This is a genomic window from Ferrovibrio terrae (genome assembly GCF_943371255.1).
Taxonomy (GTDB): domain Bacteria; phylum Pseudomonadota; class Alphaproteobacteria; order Ferrovibrionales; family Ferrovibrionaceae; genus Ferrovibrio; species Ferrovibrio terrae_B.
This window is the reverse complement of record NZ_CALRUC010000001.1, coordinates 1-22655: the sequence shown is the minus strand read 5'-3', so window position 1 is coordinate 22655 and position 22655 is coordinate 1. Positions and strand designations below refer to the sequence as shown.

The 22655-nt window shown below is 64.5% G+C and carries 20 protein-coding genes and 1 pseudogene; 14 read left to right on the top strand and 7 right to left on the bottom strand.

What is annotated here, in order from left to right; translation table 11 throughout:
• The 8 genes from AAG799_RS00105 to AAG799_RS00070 all read left to right on the top strand — a co-directional run bounded on the left by AAG799_RS00105 (position 1) and on the right by AAG799_RS00070 (position 14343).
• Positions 1-1416 (top strand): hypothetical protein, encoded by a 1416-nt coding sequence (locus AAG799_RS00105; protein ID WP_341893735.1) that lies wholly within the window; start codon positions 1-3, stop codon positions 1414-1416.
• Positions 1416-1925: a hypothetical protein gene (locus tag AAG799_RS00100; protein ID WP_341893734.1), complete on the top strand. Its 510-nt coding sequence runs from the start codon at positions 1416-1418 to the stop codon at positions 1923-1925. Before AAG799_RS00105 ends, AAG799_RS00100 begins: the two co-directional genes overlap by 1 nt.
• Before the next feature lie 28 nt (positions 1926-1953).
• Positions 1954-2874 (top strand): hypothetical protein, encoded by a 921-nt coding sequence (locus AAG799_RS00095; RefSeq protein WP_341893733.1) that lies wholly within the window; start codon positions 1954-1956, stop codon positions 2872-2874.
• 59 nt (positions 2875-2933) lie between these two features.
• The gene (locus AAG799_RS00090) at positions 2934-4085 is read left to right on the top strand and encodes a hypothetical protein (RefSeq protein ID WP_341893732.1); all 1152 of its coding nucleotides are present in this window, start codon (positions 2934-2936) and stop codon (positions 4083-4085) included.
• Entirely contained in the window at positions 4072-4350 is a 279-nt protein-coding gene (locus AAG799_RS00085) for a hypothetical protein (protein ID WP_341893731.1), read from the top strand. The genes AAG799_RS00090 and AAG799_RS00085 overlap by 14 nt, the downstream gene beginning before the upstream one ends.
• Before the next feature lie 10 nt (positions 4351-4360).
• Entirely contained in the window at positions 4361-5038 is a 678-nt protein-coding gene (locus tag AAG799_RS00080; RefSeq protein WP_341893730.1) for a hypothetical protein, read from the top strand.
• The gene (locus tag AAG799_RS00075; RefSeq protein ID WP_341893729.1) at positions 5035-6441 is read left to right on the top strand and encodes a hypothetical protein; all 1407 of its coding nucleotides are present in this window, start codon (positions 5035-5037) and stop codon (positions 6439-6441) included. Before AAG799_RS00080 ends, AAG799_RS00075 begins: the two co-directional genes overlap by 4 nt.
• A gap of 270 nt (positions 6442-6711) precedes the next feature.
• Complete coding sequence (locus tag AAG799_RS00070) at positions 6712-14343, top strand: hypothetical protein (protein WP_341893728.1); 7632 nt, start codon at positions 6712-6714, stop codon at positions 14341-14343.
• On the opposite strand, the gene AAG799_RS00065 is transcribed toward AAG799_RS00070, so the two are convergent.
• The 6 genes from AAG799_RS00065 to AAG799_RS00040 form a co-directional block, all read right to left on the bottom strand.
• Entirely contained in the window at positions 14318-14488 is a 171-nt protein-coding gene (locus tag AAG799_RS00065; RefSeq protein ID WP_341893727.1) for a hypothetical protein, read from the bottom strand. The two genes, AAG799_RS00070 and AAG799_RS00065, sit on opposite strands and share 26 nt — an antisense overlap.
• Before the next feature lie 127 nt (positions 14489-14615).
• The gene (locus AAG799_RS00060) at positions 14616-15038 is read right to left on the bottom strand and encodes a hypothetical protein (RefSeq protein WP_341893726.1); all 423 of its coding nucleotides are present in this window, start codon (positions 15036-15038) and stop codon (positions 14616-14618) included.
• Between the two features lie 3 nt (positions 15039-15041).
• The gene (locus AAG799_RS00055; protein WP_341893725.1) at positions 15042-15311 is read right to left on the bottom strand and encodes a hypothetical protein; all 270 of its coding nucleotides are present in this window, start codon (positions 15309-15311) and stop codon (positions 15042-15044) included.
• Between the two features lie 280 nt (positions 15312-15591).
• Positions 15592-16260, bottom strand: a complete 669-nt coding sequence (locus tag AAG799_RS00050; RefSeq protein WP_341893724.1) for an SOS response-associated peptidase — start codon at positions 16258-16260, stop codon at positions 15592-15594.
• 1 nt (position 16261) lies between these two features.
• Positions 16262-16612 (bottom strand): hypothetical protein, encoded by a 351-nt coding sequence (locus AAG799_RS00045; protein ID WP_341893723.1) that lies wholly within the window; start codon positions 16610-16612, stop codon positions 16262-16264.
• 227 nt (positions 16613-16839) lie between these two features.
• Positions 16840-17598 carry an IclR family transcriptional regulator gene (locus AAG799_RS00040; RefSeq protein ID WP_341893722.1) on the bottom strand — a complete coding sequence of 253 codons (759 nt, stop codon included), beginning with the start codon at positions 17596-17598 and terminating at the stop codon, positions 16840-16842.
• 75 nt (positions 17599-17673) lie between these two features.
• Here AAG799_RS00040 and AAG799_RS00035 point away from each other — a divergent pair, with 75 nt between their 5' ends.
• From AAG799_RS00035 to AAG799_RS00010, 6 genes are read left to right on the top strand one after another with little or no spacing between them, the layout of a single operon-like run.
• Positions 17674-18306: a nuclear transport factor 2 family protein gene (locus AAG799_RS00035; protein WP_341893721.1), complete on the top strand. Its 633-nt coding sequence runs from the start codon at positions 17674-17676 to the stop codon at positions 18304-18306.
• Positions 18307-18360: 54 nt separating this feature from the next.
• Entirely contained in the window at positions 18361-19338 is a 978-nt protein-coding gene (locus AAG799_RS00030) for a tripartite tricarboxylate transporter substrate binding protein (protein ID WP_341893720.1), read from the top strand.
• Positions 19339-19355: 17 nt separating this feature from the next.
• Positions 19356-19805 carry a tripartite tricarboxylate transporter TctB family protein gene (locus AAG799_RS00025; RefSeq protein WP_341893837.1) on the top strand — a complete coding sequence of 150 codons (450 nt, stop codon included), beginning with the start codon at positions 19356-19358 and terminating at the stop codon, positions 19803-19805.
• Positions 19802-21310 (top strand): tripartite tricarboxylate transporter permease, encoded by a 1509-nt coding sequence (locus AAG799_RS00020; RefSeq protein WP_341893718.1) that lies wholly within the window; start codon positions 19802-19804, stop codon positions 21308-21310. Before AAG799_RS00025 ends, AAG799_RS00020 begins: the two co-directional genes overlap by 4 nt.
• A 10-nt stretch (positions 21311-21320) precedes the next feature.
• Positions 21321-21884 (top strand): NADPH-dependent FMN reductase, encoded by a 564-nt coding sequence (locus tag AAG799_RS00015; protein ID WP_341893717.1) that lies wholly within the window; start codon positions 21321-21323, stop codon positions 21882-21884.
• A 51-nt stretch (positions 21885-21935) separates the two neighbouring features.
• Positions 21936-22337 (top strand): RidA family protein, encoded by a 402-nt coding sequence (locus AAG799_RS00010; RefSeq protein WP_341893716.1) that lies wholly within the window; start codon positions 21936-21938, stop codon positions 22335-22337.
• 3 nt (positions 22338-22340) lie between these two features.
• Here AAG799_RS00010 and AAG799_RS00005 read toward each other — a convergent pair.
• Positions 22341-22655 (bottom strand): annotated as a pseudogene (locus tag AAG799_RS00005) (ABC transporter permease); the annotation flags it as partial.

The window sequence follows — 22655 nt, the reverse complement described above, 5'->3', positions numbered from 1 at the left end:
ATGGCGATTGAGTGGTCGCCCATCCCGCTGAACGGGAAACTCTACGGCAATCTGGACGAAATCCACGCCGGCCAGTCGCACTCGGCTCTGGAGAACTGCTTCATCAATGAAGCCGGCGGCATCTCGCGCTTCTGGGGCTTCGAGGTGTTCTGCCAGCTGCCCGACAATGGCCGGGTGCATCTGCATGAATGGCGCGGCGATCTCGTAGCGGCCACCAGCAAGGGCCGGTTCTATACCGTGGACCGGCTGGGCGTCGCGATCGACAAGACCAGCGTTCCTGTTGCGGGTGACAGACGCGTGATATTCGCCCGCACGGAAGACGAACTGGTGATGACGGCTGGTCGCAAGCCAGTGCGCTTCGCCGGGCAGGAAACGGAACTGCTGAGCCCCGATGCACCGGATTCCACGCATTGCGGCTTCATCGACGGGTTCCTGCTGCTGAACGAACGCGACAGCGGTAGATTCATCCATTCCCCGCCCGGCGATACCCGGACATTCGAACCCCTCGATACCTTCGCGGCCGAAGGCCAGCCTGACAATATCGACGGCCTGATCGTCACGCCCTTCCGTGAATTGCTGCTGGGTGGAAGTAGCAGCTTTGAGCAGTTCGAGCGCCTGACCACGGGCGACATCCCGTTCTTCCGGCGCTGGGCTATCGGCGAAGGCCTGTCAGCGCCTTACACGCTGCTGTTCGCCGACAATGCCCTGTTCTGCGTCAACCGGGGTCGTGAATATGTCCGCTTCTCGGGCCAGGTGACGCAACCCGTCAGCAACGATATCGGCCTGGTGCTGGAGACGGCCGATAACTGGGAGGAAGCCTGGACCGGCGGCAACCCGGACCGTCCGCTCGATGTGTTCGGCCAGCGTTTCGTGCTGCTGCAACTGCCGCACGCCCTGAACGCCTATGGAAGCAAGGGCCTGACGCTGCTGTATGACTACCGCAACAAGCGCTGGTCCAGCCTGTTTGGCTGGGATCAGAGCCAAGCACGGCCCGTGCGCTACCCGATCTGGTCGCACTGGACCATCAACGACGAGACCTATTTCGGCGGGGAAGGCGTGATCTACCGCCTGAAGCGCGACAGCTACAGCAATGCCGGCGGTATTTCCCGGCTCTATGCCCGTACCGGGTTCATCGGCGACAGCGGTCCCTACGAGATCTGCAATCTCCGGATAAGGGTGAAGCGCGGCGTCGGCAGCCATACCGCTGAGCCCTCGATCTCGCTTCGGGTGAAGCGCGACAACAAGGCCTGGTCCAACTGGAAGCAGAAGGGTCTGGGCAAGGCCGGCCGGGGTTTCCAGTACATCGAATATGGGGGCTTCGGCACCGGGCACAGCTTCCAGTTCGAGATCATGGCCACGGATGACTGCGAGATCGAGATTTCCAAGATGGAAGCCGTGGTCGAGAAGGCCGACTGATGACCGCTATTCTCACACCGCCCCCGCCGCCCCGCGTCACTGGCGACGCCGCCACGGACCAGCGCTCTTCTATGCAGTGGGCTCAGGACTTCTATGAGAAGGCCATGAGTTATTTTCTAGCTGCTCCGGACCAAGCCCAGAGCGGCAATTTCGATCCCTCTGACCTGCCAGACCCGTCCACGGCCACGGTCGCTTCGGCCCAGGACACGGCCAACAACGCCTATATTCTGGCTGACCGGGCCATGTCTGCCGCTGGTGTCTTCGGCACCCTGACCTTTGGCGCGGCCGACACGACGAAGACTGCCACATTCAGTTCGGCCCTGCCGGATACCACATATATCGTGCTGTTTACCCCTGTAGTTGCGGAAACAGGCACCCCGGCCTCGGGGGCATACCAGACCACCAAGCTGACCAAGACGACAGCAGGCTTCACCCTGACGATTGCTGCGGCTCCAGGCGTAGGCGCCAGCGTGACATATCAATACCGGCTCCAGCGTGCGCCGAGTTAAACTCGGCCATAGGGAATCGGAGGCGGGCATGAAGACGGCGGTATTCATTCTGGTGGCAGCGGCGCTCGCTGGCTGTGTGACTCAGCGCTCGGAAGTCGGAAATCTGTTTGCTCAGGGATCGGAGATCATTCGCCGAGATCCGGACAAGCAGATTGCCAAAGCCGACGCTGCAGCAGCGGCCAGGGGGTATACCCGGCACCAGATCAAAGCAGGTGAATTTCAGCTGGTCCTGCGGCGCCCGAAGCTGGACAAGGCGGCTGAAATCGAAATCGCCCTGTTCGGCGACGGCATCAATTTCTGGCAGAGCGACAATTCTGGAAGGCGGACCTATACGACGCCGGCCCAGAACGCGCCGGACGATCCCGGTTATTACTTCGATTCCGCGCCGGCAGGCCGCAGCATCTACATTCTGGAGCGTCCGTGCTTCGCGGTGACGCCGAAGACCGATCCGAAATGCAGTGATCATTACTGGTGGGATCGGGGTCGCTACAGTGAGCCGGTGCTGGTTGCCGTGTCCAAGGCGATTGACGAAGCCAAGGCCATGTCTGGAGCGCGAGTTGTGCATCTGATCGGGACATCATCTGGCGGGACGCTGGCTGTGTTGGTTGCTGCGCGCCGTGATGACATTGCCAGCATCAGGACGATCAGCGCAGCACTCGATACCGAGGCGACATTCAAGTATCAGGCCGGCAAGTACGGAGCCGCCGCAGATTTCGTCGTGGATGGTCAGAACCCATTGCAGGTCGCTGAAAAGCTCTCACGGATTCCGCAGCTTCACATCCGTGGTAAACGGGATGAACTGATCCCGCAGCAGGCATGGGAAGCATTTCGCTCGCGAGCCGGCAATTGTGCGGCAATTCTTGACGGAGAAACTTCTCACTATGATGCCGATCTGCACGATCTTTGGCGTCACGGGTTCGCCGAACCATTGAAGCGATGCCTGCCATAACAGGCATCAAGTTTTCACCATAGGGCAGCTTCGGCTGCCCTTTTTTATTGGAGGCCAACATGGCGCTGGGTCTTTCGGATTTCGGTGGTGTCAAAGGTCGGCGTGGCTCGCGTGCAATCAACTTCACGAGCCTGCTGGCCAACGAGGACGCCAACAAGCGCATGACTGAGGACGGCGAAACCGTGGGCATCCCGGCACCGCCCTCTAATGGCGGTGGGCAGGGAGGTGCGGGCGGCGGCACCGGCGGCGGAGGTGGGCAAGGCGGTGGCGGCGGCCCCGGCGATGGCGGTGTCGGCGCGGATGAAGGTGACGGCGTCCCAAGCCCGGGCGATCCAAGCGTCGGCCTTGCTGCTGACATCGGAATTGGCCCCCCTTCGGGTTCGCCCGACACTGGTGGTGTTAGTGGCATGGCGCGAGGCGTGGCGGCGGGAGGAAGCTTCCTGATGAGCCCTGTGATGTTCTCAATGAAGGCCCTCGCGAACAAAGCTATCAGCATGATGAGTGACGATATTGCCTCGGCAGGTGGCACTGGACTATCTGCGACGAATGATGCTGCCGACGGTACAAGTGGCAACGCGACGGGTCCGGGTGGGGCTAGCTCCACGGCAGGCGCGCCGAACTCGACTGGCGCGAATGGGCAAGTCGCGGTAGGCCCCGATGCCGACGCAATCGACAACAACGCCCAAGGCACGCCGGCGCCAGGTCCGAGCGGTTCGCCGGGCCCCGGCCCGGGCCCCGGACCGGGGCCCGGAAACTCTGGTGGCAATGCCGCTGCAGATACCGGTGACGCCGCAGATGGTGGTACCGGTGCCGCCTCCACTGCGACTGATAGTGGCGGCGGTGGTAGTGGCGGAGGCGGCGGGGGTGACAGTGTTATCTGCACCGAAATGCACCGTCGCGGCTGGCTCGATGATGCCTCCTATCGTGCTGACGCAGCCTTCGGAGCCGCCATGCCTGCCGATGTTGTGTCGGGCTATCACGCATGGGCTGTGCCGCTTGTCGCTGTAATGCGCAGCGAAAGCCTGGCCGGCAATGCGCTGGCACTTCTCTTCGCACCGCTGGCGCTGGCTTGGGCGCGCGAGATGGCGTTCCGGCAGGGTGTCGGTGAACACGGGCATTGGCTTGGCCGGGTGCTTCTCAGCGCCGGCGCCCCCCTCTGCGGCATGATCGGTCGCATCATCAACAAGGAGTCCGCCCATGCTCACGCCTGATGCAATCGCACAGCAGTTCAATACTGTTCTCAGTGAGTCTGAGCGGGTCGAGATGGCGACTGCGCTGACGCCGCGCCTGACCCAGCTGTTCATCAAGATGCTGGGTCAGGAATACGGCCCGATCCTGCAGCGGCTCGATACCTATCAGGGCAGGTTGAAGGCGGAAGGGCGGATCGGGGCACCCACCCCGCCGGCCATGCCTGGCCTGCCCGGCGCACCGACGATGCCGCGCGCACAGTCTCCGCTGTCCCGCGTCGTAGCGTAAGAGTCACGCCATGAGCTGGTTTTCAGACGTTGGAGATTTCTTCAGCGGTGCCGGAGGCGTGGCTTCGGGCATTCTCGGTGTCGCGAATGTGGCCACTACGTTGCTCAGCAAGAATGCAAACGATGAAGCAGCGGAGAAGGTCGCGGCCGGTCACCGTGCTGCGGCAGACGCTACGCGCGAAGCGAACGCCGCTGCGCAGCGCCGTTTCGATACCATCCAGAAAGCCACTGAACCCGCCAACTCGTACCTGCGCGGCGTTTACGCCAATCCGCAGGGGCTCAATCCGCAGCAGCAGGCAGAGCTGAACGAACTGCGCCGCACGACCAGCAACCGGCTGGCGACGTCAGGTCTGCGCGGCTCGGGCCGTGCCCAGGTCGCGGTGCAGAAGGGCGTGGAAAGCGACTTCGTCAACCGCGCCATCACCAGCAATCTGCAGCGCGCGGATCAGGCGGCGGGCCAACAGAGCGGGCAGAACATGCAGGCCACCTCGCAGCAGGCCGGGCTGGACCGCAGCACGGGTGCAGCGGAATCGCAGGCAGCCCTCGGCTCGGCCTATGCCGGTGCCGATGCGGGGCTGGCGACAGCTGAGACTGGCACCCGTGCGCTGAGCGATCTCGCCGGTTACATGGCGAGCGAAGTGAAGGGCCGCAGGAGTCGGCAGGATGCGGCAAAGGGAGGCGAAGCATGAGCGGTCTGGGGTTCATCCGTGGCGGTGGCGCGAGTCCTGTCGACGCGTTTCAACGCAGCCGGGCGGCGGGTCAGCATGCCGAGCTGAACGACATTCGGATCGGTGAAGCACGGCGCGCGGAGCGCCTGGCGCAAGACGTTGACGACGCCTATGGCGCCGCCGCAGCCGGGCAGGGGCGACCGCAGGCAGCTCCGGCTCCCGCACCGCAGGTTCCCGTGCCGCAAGGCATGGACCCGCATGCTGCCGCCAACCTGCAGAGCGACCCCGGCGCCGCGCAGTTCAACACGGGACAGCCGCAGGGTGCAGCCGCCGCGCCGGCGTCAACGGGACAGCGCCTGCGCGATGTGCGCGGCAACGTCGCGGACCGCCTGATGCAGGTGAAGGGCGCCCGTGGCGAAGCCGCGCGGATGATGATGGCCGATGCCCAGCAGGAAGAGCAGGTCATGCGCCAGACGTTTGAGCTGGCCAAGACCGATCCCGTGCAGGCCAAGCAGTATGCGCAGCAGTTCGGCGTGAAACTGCCGCCGCAGATGGAAGCAGCGCTGAACGATAAAAACACCGTGCTCAACTGGACCCGCGCCATGGATGCCGCGGCGAAATCCTTCCCGGATCCGCACCAGAGCGGCAAGCGCTTCCAGTTCGCGCAGCAGTATTTTCTGGGCCTCAACAGCGGCCGGGTGGCGGAAACCGTCGCCGGTGCGCAGGGCCCGCAGGACACGCCGCGCTATGCCCCGCAGTTGACTCAGGGCGTCGATAAATCCGGCCAGAATCATCAAATGATCTTCGACCCCAACACGGGTCAGATGAAGGGCACGGGGTATCTGTCGCCACACCAGCCGGCGCCGCAGTATCTCTATTCCCCTGAAGGCGTCGTGATGACCAACCGCAATGGCGTGGCCGTGCCGGTGAAGACCGAGACCGGCGAGCCATTCAAGGGGACCGGGCTGCGTGGCGTCGGCGCCAATGGCCGCACCACCTCGATCGCGCCGAATCCGCAGACCATCCGCATGCGCGCGCTGGCCTGGACGGAGCGGCAGAAGGATGCGGCCGGCGTGCCGCTGTACCAGACGCCGCAGCAGCGCGAGGCGGCGATTCAGGCCTATGAGGCTTACATCACCGGCGATTACGCCAAGGCTGGCCAGATCCTCGGTTCGGCCAATCCACAGGCCGCGAAAAGTCCCGGCATGCTGGAGCGCCTGTTCGGCTCGCTCGGTCAGGACAATCAGCAGCCGGCCGGCCAAACTGGCAGCGGTGGCGAGGCGCAGCTCGGTGGCGCGCTGCAGAATGGCGGCATCCCGCCGACCTATACAGAGGGCGGTGTTTCTGGTACGTTCACCGGGGAATTTGAGGGGGGGCTACCCGTCTACGCCACGAGTGATGGGCGTAGGTTTGTCGCGGAGTAGCCCGGCATGGTCCGGTTTCTTGACAGCGGCAGCAGTGCTGTTGCGTCCGATATTGCGACGGCGCGCCCTTCCGGGCTGCGTCGCGTCGGCCAATCCGCAGCGCCCCAGTTCCAGACCCCAGTGCTGGATCGCCTGGCGTCGGGCGGCGCCGAGTTCGATCAATCCCCTGCGCAAGGCCACTCGGCCATCCCGGAAACACAAATTCCGCAGTTTTCCGCGCCCGTAACTCCGGTTTCACATGAAACACCCCCGGAACCGGCGCCGGAAACCATGCAGCGGACCTCTGGCCTGCGCAAGGTCGGACTGCCCACAGCGCGCGATCTGGCGGCGGAGCAAGCCGCATACGATGCTATTCCATGGGCCACCCGCGCCGGTGCCCAGCTGGAAAGCGGCGTCGAAACCCTGAAGCAGAGCGCGGTCGGCACGCTGGCGAAAGCCGGCGGCACGGCGCTCAGCATCATGGACCGGATTGACCGCGGCGAAGCCGTGACGGATGCCGATGATCCGGCCGGTTACCAGCACATGGGTCAGGCCGATCGGCAGAGCCTGCGTGCCCAGAGCACGGCAGGCCTGGCGCGCAATGTCGGCCGGCTGGCGGAAAGCGATGCCGCGCAGAAAGCCCTGCCGCGCAGCCCAGCGGCCGACGCGCTGGTGCAGCGTGCCAATGACGGCGACTGGAGCGGTGCCTGGCAGGCCTTTGCCACCGATCCCGCCGGCATCCTGCAGCAATTCAGCCTCGAGAGCGCGCCGCTGGCAGCACCCGGGCTGATCGCCGGCACCATCGCGGCACCCGTGGGCGGCGTTCCAGCCTTCCTTGCAGGTCTGGCTGGTGGCAGCTATCCCACGGAATACGGTCTGGCAGTGGTCGACCTGCTGCGGGATCGCGGCATCAACCTGCAGGACCAGCGCGCTGTTGAAACCGCGCTGACCGACCCTGCCTTCCTCGCCGAGGCCGGGCGTAAGGGCAACATGCGCGGTACCGCCATCGCTGCCTTCGATGCCGCTGGCGGTCGCCTGGCCGCGCCGCTGCGCGGTGGCAGCGCACTTCGCAACGTTGGCATCGGAGCCCGCAACGTCGCCGCCGAAACGGCATCCGAGATGGCTGGCGAAGCATCCGCCCAGTTCAGCGCCGATGGCGAGTTCAAGCCCGGCGACATCATCGCGGAAGGCCTTGGCGCCTTGCCGCAAAGCGCCGGCATCACCGCCGCGCGCACGGTCATGCACGCAGACCCCGCGTCGCAAGCCGCTGCTGCGCCTGCAGCTGAGCGCCAGGAGCCGTATTTCGGCACCGAACCCCCCAATCTCCCATCCGTCGATCTGCCGCCCACACCCGCCGGCTACCCGTTTCAGGAATCCACCGTGCCGGCCGGCGCGCAGCCAGCCGAACCCTTTGTCGGCGCCGACCCGCGTGCGCCGGTATCACGTGAAACCCCGCCCGTGCCGCCGCAGCCGAGCGTGCGCGACATCATGGACGACGACCGGCCGCTGGATGAGATCCGCGCCGATCAGGAAGCCGCTACGGCAGCCGCAATCCCCCAGGAAGAAGCGACGCGCAGTAATCCCACCGTGATCCTGACGGCGGAAGACGTGGATCGGGCAGCCCAGCGCACCAACGCCAGCCCGCCGCCGGCACAGGCCGAAGCAGGCAATTATGCCAAGGCCGTGGTGGACTGGAACGGACTCAAGATCAACATCGAGACGCCGCGCGGCGGCGAGCGCACCGCCAAGGATGGCTCGTGGTCCGTGCCCGATTTCCCGGCGCATTACGGCGAGATCCGCCGCACGGAGGGCGCCGACGGCGATCCGGTGGATGTCTACATCGGCCAGGACGTCGCCGCTCCCACCATCTATGTGATCGACCAGAAAGAGCCCACCGGCGCTTTCGACGAACACAAGGTCATGATCGGCTTCTCCAGCCCGGATGACGCGCTGGCGACCTATGAGCGCGCATTCAGCGACGGCAGCGCGCAGAGCAGGATCGGCGCCGTCACGCCGATGACGCAGCGCCAGTTCAAAAACTGGCTGAAGAACGGCGACAACACCAAGCCCGTGACTTACAAGCCCGGCGCCGGCCTGGCGCCGAAGAAGCGCGCCTCGCTGGGCCGGCCCATGGATGCCGTGGAGTTCATCGCCGCCAGCGGCGGGCTGCGCGATCCCGGTGGCGAGCTTCGTGCCATGGACGCGCACCGGACTATCGTGCCGCGTCTGGGCAACCTGATCCGAAAGGCCGGGCAGGAACCCGACATGATGCGCGAGGCCATGGTTGAAGCCGGTTATCTGTCGGAGGGCTCAACGTCGAGCGATCTGTTCGAGCTGCTGCGCAAAGGCATCGCTGCCCGCAAGGCCAAGGATTTCCGCGCGCGCGGCTGGTCGCAGAACGACAGCGGCTGGGTGGCGGAGCAGGACGCGACCGAGCAGGCCGCTGACGCTGAGCGCCGCTTCAACGAGACCCGGGATGAAGTGGAGTCCAGCGTCAAGGCCGCAGGCGGCAATCTGCTGCCCGAGGAAATCGACCGCGTCATGGCGCTGATCGGCGCCGGCGAAGACATCGCGGAAGCAATCTATATCGTCGTGACGGCCGCTGCGATTGACGCAGACGCTGTCGCGGCTAAGGTGGAGGCACAGGTCAATGATGGCACAGACACCCCGTTCCCCGACTCCGAACTACCCGGCCCTGACGCCAAGCGAGGCGAAAGCGAAGACGCTGAACCCCGCCGAGCGGGCAGTCCTGCTGGAGAGCCTGCAGGCCCAGCTGCGCAACCCGAACCTGCCGCAGAAGCTGCGGGCCGAGATCCAGCGCCAGATCGCGAACCTGAACGCAGCCGAGAAGATCAGGGCGAGGAAGGGGAAGCCGGCGAAGTAGGCGAGGCCGCTGCCGAGGCGCCCGATACCAGCGAAGCCGACGCCAGGCTGGCTGAGCAGGATCATCTCAAAATCTGGAACAGCGGTCCTTTTAAGGCCTGGCTGCGCGGTCTCGGCGCGGACCGTATGCCGCACAGGGAAAGCCCTGTTGCTGGTGCCATGGTGCGCGGCTGGCGCGATGCCAAGGAAGGCAAGCCGCCTGCTGCTCGCTTGCTCAACACTTCCGACATGAAGCCCACAGGGTTCAATCCGATTTCCGATTACCTCATGGGCTATTGGGGCGGGAAGTTCGGTGAGTCCAAGGAGATTCGCGCGCTCGCTATTGGCAGCACCATGGGCTCGGAAGAAGCCATGGCCATCCTCAATGGCGAGGAAGCACCGGATGAGACTCCGCCACCTCGATTCTCGCAGGCTGAAGCCAAGGATTTCGCCGAGCAGCTGGTACGGGAAGGTCGCACCACCGCTGGCAACACCTTCGATGCCGATGGCAATACGGTCTATTTCTCCGTCGATCAGGGCCGCTTTGTCGATTACACGTCGAGTGCGCGGCCGGCGCCGTTCAAAGAAATCAAAGAGGGCCAGATTGGCGTATGGACCAATCGCGGCGGCCACGTCTTCAAGGTTGCCGATCTGCGGAAGCCCGTTTCCGAGCAGACCGCTCAGGGCGAACAGACCGTCATTCCGGGTGCAGAGAAAGCCAACGATCGCACCGTTGCCGAGCGCCGTATGGAGGGCGGCAAGAAAGCCGCGAAGCCCCAGCAGGCCGCTGATGAAGGCCTGTTCGATACCGGCGCGCGCAAGCAGACGGTTATGTTCGATCGCCAGCGTCGGCCGAAGCGGATTCTGCTCAACTCAGCCGATGGCGTAGTCGCGGACGAAATCCCGATCCTGAATGACGCCAAAGGCTATGTCCGCCTGGCGCCGGAGTATGTGGCCAAGCGCGATGCGCTGGCACAGATGGTAGCGCCGATCATCACGCGGATCACCGGCCTGCGCGACATGAATGTCGTGATCGTGGATCGCTTGCTGGGCAAGGTTGAAGCTGACAAGGACACTGGCCGGCCCGAGACCTGGGATGATGTTGCGGGTGTCGTCAGCCCTGTCGACAAGCTGCTGGTCATGGCGCTGGATAATCCAGACCCGGTCAGTACTGCACGGCATGAGTCCGTGCATCTGCTGCGCGATTTCGGCGTCATCACGCCGGCCGAGTGGAACATTCTGGCGCGCGCCGCCCAGGACGAGGGCTGGCTGGCCCGGCATGACATCAAACGCTTCTATCCTGACCTGACGAAGGACAAGCAGATCGAGGAAGCCGTCGCCGTCGAGTTCGGCAAGGGCGACTACCAGAGTGACCAGTCCTCAGAGGTCAACAAGATTTTCCGCAAGGTGGCGGAGTTCCTGCGCCGCATCCGTGCCGCCTATCGCCGCGTTTTCGGCAAAGACCCGGACTGGCGCGACATCTTCAGCGCCATGGAAACCGGCAAGCTGGCCTCGGCGGAGGCCGTGCCGTCGGGCCAGCAGGCGGCGATGGCGGACCGCCGGCCCATGTTCAACCGGGTCGCAGGCATTCCGGCTGCGGCCGAGCCGCACCTGTCGGCCTTCCGCAACATGGAACGCCTGAAAAACCATCCGGATTACAAGGCAGCCAAAGGCGGCGATGGCGAAGCCGCGATCCGCCTGGTGCGCGATGTTGTGCCGGCCGAGATGATCGAAGCCGCGCAGCAGCGCTTCGAGGAAGGCACGCTGTTCGCGCCCGTGCTGGCAGAAGAGTTCACCGGCGACAACCAGATACCGGCAGCCCTTGCCGGCATGTTCGCCGCCGCTACGGGCGGTGACACCAGCACCGAAGTCGTGCAGGTCAATCGGGCTTTCCACACCGGTGCCGGACCCATGGAGCGCCTGCTGGCCCGGTCCCTGTTCGAGGGTGCTGTGAAGCAGGGCGGCAGCTATGTGATCGTGGACGATGTCACCACCATGGGCGGCACGCTGGCCGACATGGCGAGCCATATTCAGGCAGGTGGCGGCAAGGTCGTCGGCACGATTACCCTTGTGAATGCCAGCCGCGAGGGTGTATTGGTCCCAAAGCGGCACGTCCTCACGCAGATCGAAAGGCGGTTCGGCGATGCAGTCAAAGACCTCTTCGACATCGAGCCCGCGAGCCTCACGGCAGACGAAGCCCGGTACATCCTCAACTTCCGCGACGCTGAAGGACTCCGAGGCCGCGCGGCTTCGGCAGAAGGCGAGCGCAACCGCCGCCTCAGCACAAAAGGCATTCAGTCACCTGAAGCCGAAGCGGAAAGCGACCAGGGCGGCATAAGCCCGGCCGGCGCCGATGACGCGCCGCTGCTCGATCCCGACAAGAAGAAGACCAAGCCGATGTTCAACCGGCTGGTCGAGAAAGAACCCACCCAGCTTGCCCGCAAGGAAGGCATGCTCTGGGGCTTGGCGCACGGCTATCCCGTGGACCGCGCGCTGAAAATGCCGTTCGACTGGTTCGGCGGCATGGACGATAAGGGCAACTGGAAACCCGGCGTCAAACTGACCGAGAAGGCCGGCAAGCTGATCACCGAGGCGAAGTTCAGCAAGGGCGGCGCCTTCAACTGGCTCAACCCGACGCTTGAGGCCGCGCGCGCTGGCCTGATCGACCGCTATGGCCTGCAGGCGGATTACATCGCCCGTGACAGGGAGCGCCGGCTGGATGAGCGCCATGTTGCGCTGGAAGGCCGTGACCTGCTGGCCAAGCTGGCCGAGACGGTGAAGACGCCCGAGGAATGGCGTGTGCTGCATGCCGTGCTGACGGGCGAGGAAATCCCGGCCGATCAATGGCAGGAACTGGCCGAGCCGGTCCGGGTGGCCATCGACCAGCTCAGTCAGGAAGCCGTGGCGCTGGGCCTGCTGTCGCCGGAAAGCTATGAGCGCAACCGCGGCACCTACCTGCATCGCGTTTACACGAAATACGAGGATTCCAAGTCGAGCCTGGCCCGCTGGGCCGGTCAGCAGATGACCAGCCGGCGCCGCCGCGTGCTGGGCGACCAGTTGAAGGGCCGCGGCATCTTCCTCGATGTGGACATGCCGCGCCTGATGGAAGACGTCCCGGGCTATGCCGGCGGCATGGGCAAGCCGGCCGATATAAAGCAGTCGTTCCGCCTGCTGGAGCGTCAGGCGCAGCAGGATTTGCCGCTGGGCGAGAAGCGGAAACCTGTTGTAGAGGACCGCGTCTGGTGGCCGGCCGACAAGGATGTGCCGGGCAAGTATGCCGACTATCAGGATCGTGGCACCTGGGAGGTGCGCGACATCCGGAACGGCAAGGCCGTGCTGTGGCGCGATTACACCAAGGCCGAGCGTGAGCAGATGGGCGAGATCACCGACGCCCGCTACACCATCGCCAAAACCTTCCTGACCATGGCGCATGACCTGGCCGTGGGCCGGTTCTATCGCGACATCGCCCGCAATGAAGGCTGGGCCCGTGCGCAGGAGCCGGCCGACCGCTGGGTGAACGCCTCGGATTACAACCGCTTCTGGAATGACGCCGATGTGGAATGGGTCAAGGTGCCGGACACGGTGATCCCGAACAGCGGCGGCAAGCTGCGCTGGGGCGCGCTGAGCGGCAAGTTCGTGCGGGCCGAGATCTGGCGCGACCTGAATGAGATCGAAGCTCTCACGAAGCGCGGCATCTGGTCCGAGCTGCTGGCCCAGTGGAAGCAGAACAAGACCGCCCGCAATCCCGTGGTTCACATGAACAACGTGATGAGCAACTTCATGCTCATGGACATGGCCGACGTCCGGATGACCGACTTCGCCTCGGCCGCCCGGTCCTACCTGAACAAGGACGGCCTGTGGAAGCTGGCCAACGACAATGCGGCGTTTGGTGCCGACATGGTCAGCAGCGAGATGCGCCGCGACATTCTGCAGCCCGTGCTGGACGAGATTTCAAAGCAGAACGCCATCGAGGTCAGCAAGGCCGACGGCGCCATGGGCAAGGCATTTGCCGTGCTGGGCAAGCTGGCCCGCCTGCTGGAGCCGGTGAAGAAGCTGGACCAGAAGATGCTGCAAGCCTACCAGCTTGAGGACGAGGTCTTCCGCCTGGCGCTGTTTAAGCGCCGGCTGGATCAGGGCTTCAGCCCCAAATCTGCGGCCGACGAAGCGCGCGAGCAGTTCATCGACTACGACATCCGCGCGCCGTGGATCAATTTCCTGCGCCGCTCGTTCCTGCCGTTCATCAGTTACACCTATCGTGCTGCACCGATCATCGCCAAGACCATCGCCGGCAAGCCGTGGAAGCTCGCCAAGTATTTCGCCATCGCCTACGGCATCAACGCGCTGGCCTATGCCATGCTCGGTGACGACGGCGACGAGGACAAGGAGCGCGGTTCCCTGCGCGAGAATGAGCGCGGCCGGACTTGGATCGGCGTGCCGCGCCTGATGCGCCTGCCCGGCAACCGCGACGACAACCCGGTGTTCCTCGATATTCGCCGCTGGATTCCGGGGGCTGACGTCTTCGATCTGGGGCAGGGCAGCAGTGCGCTGCCGATCCCGGCGCCGCTGGTGCCCGGTGGCCCGATCGCCATGGGCGCCGAAATCTTCCTCAACAAGAAGTCGTTTGACGGCAAGGCCATCATCAACACCAAGACAGACACGCCGTGGGAGCAGGCCAAGAACATTGGCGACTACGCATGGAAGTCGCTGGCGCCGTCAGCACCATGGGTGCCGGGCTCGTGGTACTGGGAGAAGATCGCGCTGGCGGCGAAGGGCGCACGCGATCGCGCCGGCAACGATTACAGCCTGCCGGAAGCCCTGCTGCAGAGCGCCGGCATCAAGGTCGGCACGCGCGACGTGGATTTCGGCTACGCCATGCAGTTCAAGGAACTGGACAGCATCGGCCGCGAACTGAACTTCCAGGCCGGCACGCTGCGCAAGGACTTCGGGCAGGGCAAACTCAGTGAGACGGCCTTCCGCGATGCCATGCAGAGCATCACCGAAAAGCGGCAGCGGCTGGCGGATCGCCGCGGCGAGATCACCAAGACCAGGGCAGGGCAGTAACGCCCGCCAGCACCAGGCCGAGCAGGGCGCCCAAGCCGGCCGGCACCGGCCATCCTGCATGCCGGCGCAGCAGCACCATCACGGACTCACCCGATAACATGTGCGCCACGGCAATGCAGATGCCGGCGATGATCGTCAGCAGCATGCCGACAGGATAGCAGGTGTTGTAGCTGAGTCCTGCGTCGACCTACGCAGGATTTGCCATATCTTCAGCGACTTCGACGTATGGCAATGCTGGGGCCACATTCGTTGAACGAATGTGGGGCGAGGCCTCAGAGCGGTTGGCCGAGCCGTTCTTCAAGCATCTTCACCTGCGAGGCCAGCTCCGCAATTTTTGCATCAGAGAGCCTGCCGATAACAGGTGTCGGCCGGCCTCCGATACAACGAAAAAAGCGGTTGTCCCAGTGCGCCCACTTCATGTCGGTGAGGACGAAGCGTGTCGCCTGGTGCAGGCCAGCGAGGTCCATGTCTGCCGGCATCACAATCGGAAAGCTATGGAGCGGACGGCCGTCCATATTGGTCGTGCCGTAAGCGACACGAACCACGATTTTCCCTTTGTGCCGTGCGACGCGGCGCACCAAACAAGGACGGTCTTTAAATCCGGGTGGTTTGCCGTCGTCCCGTGGCCAGCGGGACATCACGATCTCGTTCGTTTCCGGTGCGGTGTGCTCCGGATAGGAGTAGATTTCGGCCAAAGTTCACCAGCGGCGCTGGCGGATATCCTCGAGATCAGCTTCGTCGATAGGACCAACGAGGTCGTCGATGGCCTTCAACTGCTCAGCAGTGACAACGTCGTCATACTTGTGACCGCGCAGAGGTACGCTGTCCTGATCGCGAGCAGCGATCTCGGCAGTGGTGGCAGCGGCGTTTGTCATTGTTTTTCCCCGGTGCGTCGGTCGCTGGTTCTCAGCGGCCGGCTTCTTCTTAGGCGGATTAATGCGGTTTTTGTCGTCGGGTGCAAGTGGCATATTGATTACCCTCTTGACGCTAGACGTGGTAACCGAATCACTTCGAAAGTCCCAAGATATTGATATTGGCTGGGTTAAGACTTTCTTCCAGCCCGTTAACCATGGCCGGCGGTGACCATCGTCACAGTGGGGGTAGGCCAAACGTGTGGCCTTCGCTTCGGTTCCTCAGGGCATTCTTGATCATCATGATGGCCATGATGTGGCGCGAATCGTCTTCTTGTCCTGCGCTCATTGGCCATGGCCGGCATGCTGGTGCCGCATGCCGCATTTACGCCTCATTCTAGTCGGCTCTCGCCTGCGGCGGGTCGATCACCAGGCGGCCGGCCGGGTAGGGCTGGAGCAGGCCCTGCAGCTCGGCGCTGCCCACCGCGGCCTCGCCAAGCCAGAGCGGATAGGCGTCTTCTGGCAGGATTGCCGGCATGCGGTCGTGGATGGCCTTCATATCGGCATTGGCGGGCACTGTGATGATGCTGCAGCTCAGCAGGGCGATACCCTCGGCCGCGCCGCCCTTGGGCCTCCAGCTGGCCCAGAGGCCGGCAAAGGCGGGCATCCTGTTGTCGGTGGTGGTGATCTTGTGTTTCTGCTTCGGGGTCTTCGTGCCGGTCCACTCGTAAAACACATCGAACGGGATCAGGCAGCGGCCACCCTTGCCCTTCGCACCCTCGAAGCTGGGGCCGAACGCCTTGCTGCCGGCCAGCTTCTCGGATCGGGCATTGAAGGTGGCGTATTCCGTCTTCGGCGCTGCTTCCCAGTGCGGCACCAGGCCCCAGCGCATCGGTACGATCTTGCGCGCGCCGTCCGCACCCAGCGCGATCGTCAGCAGCTGGTCCGTGGGCCGGATCTCGGGTCTGGGCGGCCCGCCGCGTTCGGGTAGCTCCGGCGCACGCCGTGCGTTGAACCTGGTGCTGATCACCCGCAGATCGGTGATGACGCCCATCCTGTTGCACATGCTATGGCCACCGCTTTCTGGAGGGCTGCGCCGGCGGCGGGATCGCCTCGCTGGTATCGAGGTATCGGTCCAGATGCCCAAAGCCCCAGACCGGCCTGCTGCTGGCTGGAGCATCGTCGACCAGGCAGTAGATGGAACCGACCTTGCCGCCCGTGCAGACCGGGCAGTTGGCTTCGCCCAGAAGATCGGTGGTGGTGACGGTATCGCCGCGCTCCCGGATGGCATCCTGCAGTTTGACGAACCACTTATTCTCGCAGGTATCGCAGACCGCGACGACATCGGCGCCGACCTTGCCGGCCGTGGCACGGCGGAGGTTCAGGACTTGGGCGAGTGTGCGAAGAGCGTGGCGCATGGCGCGGATTCATAGCCGGCAACAGACCGGGTACGCCACAGGATGGTATTCCTGATCCTGGATGGCCGCGAAGTGGGAAAACGAGTGGGAGACTGTACGCCAATCGGGCTCAATCTGGCCACAAACGACGTTCCACGCACCTTTAAATTCAAAGACTTAAAGGGCAAGCATATTTTTTACACCGAGGATGTCGGCGGTTCGATCCCGTCATCGCCCACCATCCCCAGTCATCCACGCCGGCGCAGCCCGGCGGCTTCGATCATCGCCGCCATTTCGGTGCTGGCTGACCGCAGGCGCTGGCGGATCAGGGCCGCGCTGGTCCTGCTGAAGCGCACGGTGGGTACGGCGAGGTTGATGCTGCCGATCAGGTCGCCCCTGACCACGACAGCGGCGGCAATGCCGGTGATGCCGATGGTGAATTCCTCGCGCGCATAGGCAAAGCCTTCCTCGCGCGCCAGCCGGATCTGCTCCCAGACCTGCTTCGCCGTGGCCAGCGTCTGCGGCGTGAAGCTCTCGAATTCGGTGCGCGCCAGATAGGCCTTGATCTCCTGGTCGCTCATATGACTGAGCGCGATCTTGCCCGACGAGATCGCATAGAGCGGGGCCTTTTCGCCCACCCGCATGGTATAGGCCAGCGCCTGGCCGCCGGTCTGGGTGGCAATCGCCGTCACATGGTCGCCGTCGCGCACATAGAAGCCGGTGGTCTCGCTGGTCTCCTGGCTCAGGCGCTGCAACAGCGGCAGCACCACGGCCTGCAGGGCCGGGGCAGGGCGCCGCTTGGCCAGATCGACGATTTTCTCACCCAGCGAATAGCGTGAGCTGGCCGCGTCCTGCAGCAGGTAGCCGCGCGCGGTCAGGTTGCCGAGCAGCTGGAACAGGCTGCTGCGCGGAATCCCCAGCGCGCTCATCAGCTGCGAAAACGAGTCATGCCCCTGCGCCACCGCCTCGAGAATATCGAGCACGCGGTCGGCAGACTTGACAGTCACGGATGAAGTCTGTTCCATAGTGTGAACCAGTTTATATATGTGAACTTGCAAAAAGCAAGTCCGACGGGAGGGACCATGACGACAGACCGCGATGACCGGCTTGCCATTGCCGATCTGCTGCAGAACTGGGCGATGTGGCGCGATGCAGGTGACTGGGAGCGTTTCCGCACCGTCTGGCATGACGACGGCTGGATGATGGCCACCTGGTTCCAGGGACCGGCGGCGGATTTCATCCGCGTCAGCCAGGAGGGCTGGGCCAAGGGCGTCAGCATCCTGCATTTCCTTGGCGGCATCTCGATCGACCTCGCCGGCAACCGTGCGATCAGCCAGACCAAGATGACGATCTCGCAGCGTGCGCCGGTGCATGGCGTGATCTGCGATGTGGTCTGCACCGGCCGCTTCTACGACTTCCTCGAAAAACGCGATGGCCGCTGGGGTGTGGTCTTGCGCCAGCCGATCTACGAGAAGGACCGCATCGATCCGGTCGACCCGGCCGCCCTTCCGAAGATCGACGCGGCCAAGCTGGCGACCCTGCCGGAAGGCTATCGGCATCTGGCCTATATCCAGGAAGAGATCGGTTACACGGTGAAGCGCGACATGCCGGGGCTGAAAGGTGCCGCTGTCGATGCGCTGTACCGCCGTGGCGCCGGCTGGCTGCGCGGTGAAGCAGTGACACCGCAGATGTTCCTGACGCCCATCGCGGCCTAGACGACACCATAACAATCGCCACGGATAAAAATCCGGGCTTCGGAGGAGGAAACCATGAGAAAGATCGCGACCGTATCGCTTGGCCTGGCTATGGCCGCAGTGACAATGCTTGTTGCCGGCACGGCAGTCGCACAGGCATGGCCTGATCGGCCGGTGCGCATGATGGTCGGCTTCGGCGCCGGCGGTGGCACCGACATCATCGCCCGCATCATCGCCCAGCCGTTGTCGGAAATTCTCGGCCAGCCGGTGGTGGTGGAAAACAAGGCTGGTGCCGGCGGCACCATCGCCGCCGATGCGGTGGCGAAATCGGCCAAGGACGGCCACACCATCTTCATGATGAACAACGGCCATGCGGTCTCGGCCAGCCTGTACAAGTCGCTGCCCTATGATTCGCAGACGTCGTTCGCGGCGGTCTCGCTGGTGGCGACCATGCCGCTGCTGATCACGGCAGGCAACGATGTAGCGGTGAAAGATGCCAAGGGCCTGATCGAACTGGTCAAGGCGCAGCCGGGCAAGGTGCGGTTTGCCAGCGTCGGCGTTGGTTCGACCCAGCATTTCGCCGGTCTGATCTTCCGCTCCATCGCCGGGCTGGAGATGCGGCATATTCCTTATCGCGGCACGCCGGCAGCCATTGCGGCCGTGCGGGGCGGCGAGGTCGAGCTGCTGTTCGAGGTGGCGGCACCGGTGATCGGCCAGATCAAGGGCGGTGAGCTGAAAGCGCTGGCGGTGACATCGGCCAAGCGCTTCCCGGCCCTGCCCGATGTACCGACCATCGCCGAAGCCGGGTTGAAGGGTTACGACGTCACCACCTGGTATGGCCTGGCTTTCCCGGCCGGTACGCCGGCGGCCATCGTCACCAAGATGAATGCGGCGGTGAAGACTGCGCTCGCCAAACCAGAGGTGCGCAAGCAGGTGGAAGACGCCTATTTCCTGCCGGCCACCAGCACGCCGGCTGAGTTCGGCACGCATATCGGCAGCGAGATCAAGCGCTGGGCCGAGGTGGCGCGGGATGCCGGCGTGACCCAGCAGTAATGGCGTCTGCCTTGCCCATGACACGGGAGGCCACCGCCGGCGCAGTCATTCTGCTTGCCGGCGGTGTGCTTCTGGCGCTGACCTGGTCCTATCCCAGCGGCGATCTGTCCGAGATCGGTCCAGGCCTGATTCTGCAGCTGGCCAGCGGCCTGCTGTTGCTGCTCGGCGGGCTGATGCTGGGGCGCGGCATCGCCGGGCGCAGCGACGAGATGGCGCGCGTACCCGCCCAGCATCGCTGGCGGCCCTTTGTCATTCCTGCCGCGATGGGCATGTTTGCCGCATTGTTGCCCTGGCTCGGCCTGGCGCTGACGGCGGCTGTCTCCAGCTATGCCGCCAGTCTGGCCTCGCGCGAGTTGAGCCAGCGCGAACGTCTGGCCTGCGCGCTGCTGCTGGCCGCCTTCGTCACCGCGCTGTTCGGTTATGGCCTGCGCTTGCCGGTACCGGTCTGGCCGAGGCTGGCGGCATGATGCAGTCGCTGCAGCATTTCATCGATGGGCTGTCAATTGCCCTGCAGCCCGGCAATCTGCTGTTCTGCTTTCTCGGCGCGCTCTGCGGCACGCTGATCGGCGTGCTGCCGGGCATCGGCCCGGTCGCTACCATCGCCATGCTGCTGCCGGTCACCTTCTATCTCTCGCCGGTGGCGGCCCTGATCATGCTGGCCGGCATTTATTACGGCTCGCAATATGGCGGCTCCACCACCTCGATCCTGATGCGGGTGCCGGGCGAGACGGCCTCTGTCGTCACCTGCCTCGATGGCTACCAGATGGCGGTGCGCGGCCGTGCCGGTGCGGCCCTGGCGATTGCAGCCCTGGGCTCGTTTTTCGCCGGCATCGTCGGCACCATGCTCAACGTGTTTTTCGGTCCGCAATTCGCCAAGATCGCTCTGGCTTTTGGCTCGGCGGAATATTTCGGCCTGATGCTGCTCGGCCTCTCGGTTTCCATTGCCATGTCGCATGGCGGGATGCTCGGCTCGGTTGCCATGGTCTGCGTCGGCCTGGTGCTCGGGATCGTCGGCCGCGATGTCAACACCGGCTATGCGCGCCTCACCTTCGATATCCCGGAACTGTCCGACGGCATCGGCTTCGTGCCGCTCGCCGTCGGCCTGTTCGGCATCGCCGAGGTGATGCGCAATCTGGAAGGCGGCGAGGCAGTGGGCAAGATGGTGAAAAGCGTCGGCCGGTTATGGCCGTCGCGCGAAGAGGGGCGGCGTGCGGTGCCGGCGGTGCTGCGCGGCACCATCCTCGGCACCGTTCTCGGCATCCTGCCGGGCGGCGGCTCGATCCTGGCCTCCTTCACCTCCTACGGCCTGGAGAAGCGGCTGTCGCGCCGGCCCGAGGAATTCGGCCATGGTGCCGTCGAGGGCCTGGCCGGTCCCGAAGCGGCCAACAATGCCGCCGCGCAGGCCTCGTTCATTCCGCTGCTCACACTCGGCATCCCGCCCAATGCGGTGCTGGCCCTGCTGGTCGGCGGCATGATGATCCACGGCATCGCGCCGGGCCCGACGGTGATGACCGAGCGGCCGGACCTGTTCTGGGGCCTGATCGCCAGCATGCTGCTGGGCAATATCATGCTGGTGATCATCAACCTTCCGCTGGTCGGCATCTGGGTGCAGTTCCTCAAGGTGCCATACCGGATGATGTTCCCGGCGATTTTCCTGTTCTGCTGCATCGGCGTCTATGGCGTGAATGCCAGCCTGTTCGAACTGCTGCTGGCCATGGGTTTTGGCGTGATCGGGTATGGCATGTCCAAGCTGGACCTGGAGCCGGCGCCGTTGGTGCTCGGCTTCGTGCTCGGTCCGCTGATCGAGGAACACCTGCGCCGCGCACTTGCGCTGTCGGATGGCGATCTGAGTGTCTTCGCGACACGGCCGCTGGCTGCTATCCTGATCGGACTGGCGCTGCTGATTCCCTGCCTGGTCCTGCTGCCGCATCTCGGCGCACGGCGTCGAGAGATTTTCCAGGCCGAGCCTTAAGGAGTTACCTATGTCCGATACCATTCGCGTGGCCGCCCTGTGCGGCAGCCTGCGCAAAGCCTCCTACAACATGATGGCGCTGCGTACCGCCATCGAGGTCGCGCCCGCCGGCATGACCATCACACCGGCCGAGATCGGCGACCTGCCGCTCTACAATGACGATATCCGGCAGCAGGGCTTTCCGGCACCGGCCGAGCGTCTGGGCAAGGCGCTGGGCGAGGCCGATGCGATTCTGATCGTGACACCGGAATACAATTTCTCCATCCCCGGCGTGCTGAAGAATGCCATCGACTGGGTCTCGCGCCTGCAGCCGCAGCCGTTCGACAACAAGCCGGTCGCCATCATGGGCGCTGCCATGGGTCCGCTGGGCACCGGGCGCGCGCAATACGACCTGCGCAAGATGATGGTGTTCCTGAACGCCCATCCGGTGAACAAGCCAGAAGTCTTCATCGGCATGGCGCAGACCAAGTTCGATGCCGACGGCAAGCTGACCGACCAGCCGACGCGCGAGTTCATCCAGAAGCTGCTGGTCGCTTTGCAGGCCTGGACCGCGCAGCTGAAACCGAAGGGCTGACGGCACGGGAATTGCTTTGAATCCTCCCGATAATCTTATCGGGAGGATTCAATGTTCACCTTGCATAACCCATCCGACGCAGCCCCGTTGCCCGGCCCGATCAGCTGGGGACTGGAACTGCCGACACCCAGGCGCCTGCTCTATGTCTCGGGGCAGGTGGGCGAGGATGCGACGGGCAGGATCGGCGATGGCATCCTGCGCCAGGCCGAGCTGACCTGGGCCAATGTCGGCACCGTGCTGCGCGCAGCCGGGATGACACCGCAGAATATCCTGCGCACCGGCATCTATTTCACCAGCGCGGTGGACATGACCGATACGTTGAAAGACCAGCTCAACAAGATCCGCGTGGGTTTTCTGGGCGGGCATCGCCCGGCCTCGACCATCCTGTTCGTACCACGGCTGATGAATCCGGCCTGGCTGATTGAGATCGATGCCATCGCGGCGGAAGTCTGACGCCTATTTGGCCTCGCGGTCGTAGGCGACGCCGATGGCCGCCGGCAACCGCGCCGCGCGGCCCATCAGCGCCAGCACGACAATGGCGATGATGTAGGGCAGCATCTGCACGACATAGGAGCTGATCGGCAGGCCGATGGTCTGCACGCGCAGATACAGCGCCTCGGCGGCCCCGAACACCAGGCAGGCAACGAGAGTCCCGAACGGCATCCAGCGCCCGACAATGATCGCGGCCAAAGCGAGATAGCCACGGCCCGAGGTCATCGCATCGGTGAAGGTGCCGATCTGCTGCAAGGCCAGCACGGCGCCGCCCAGCCC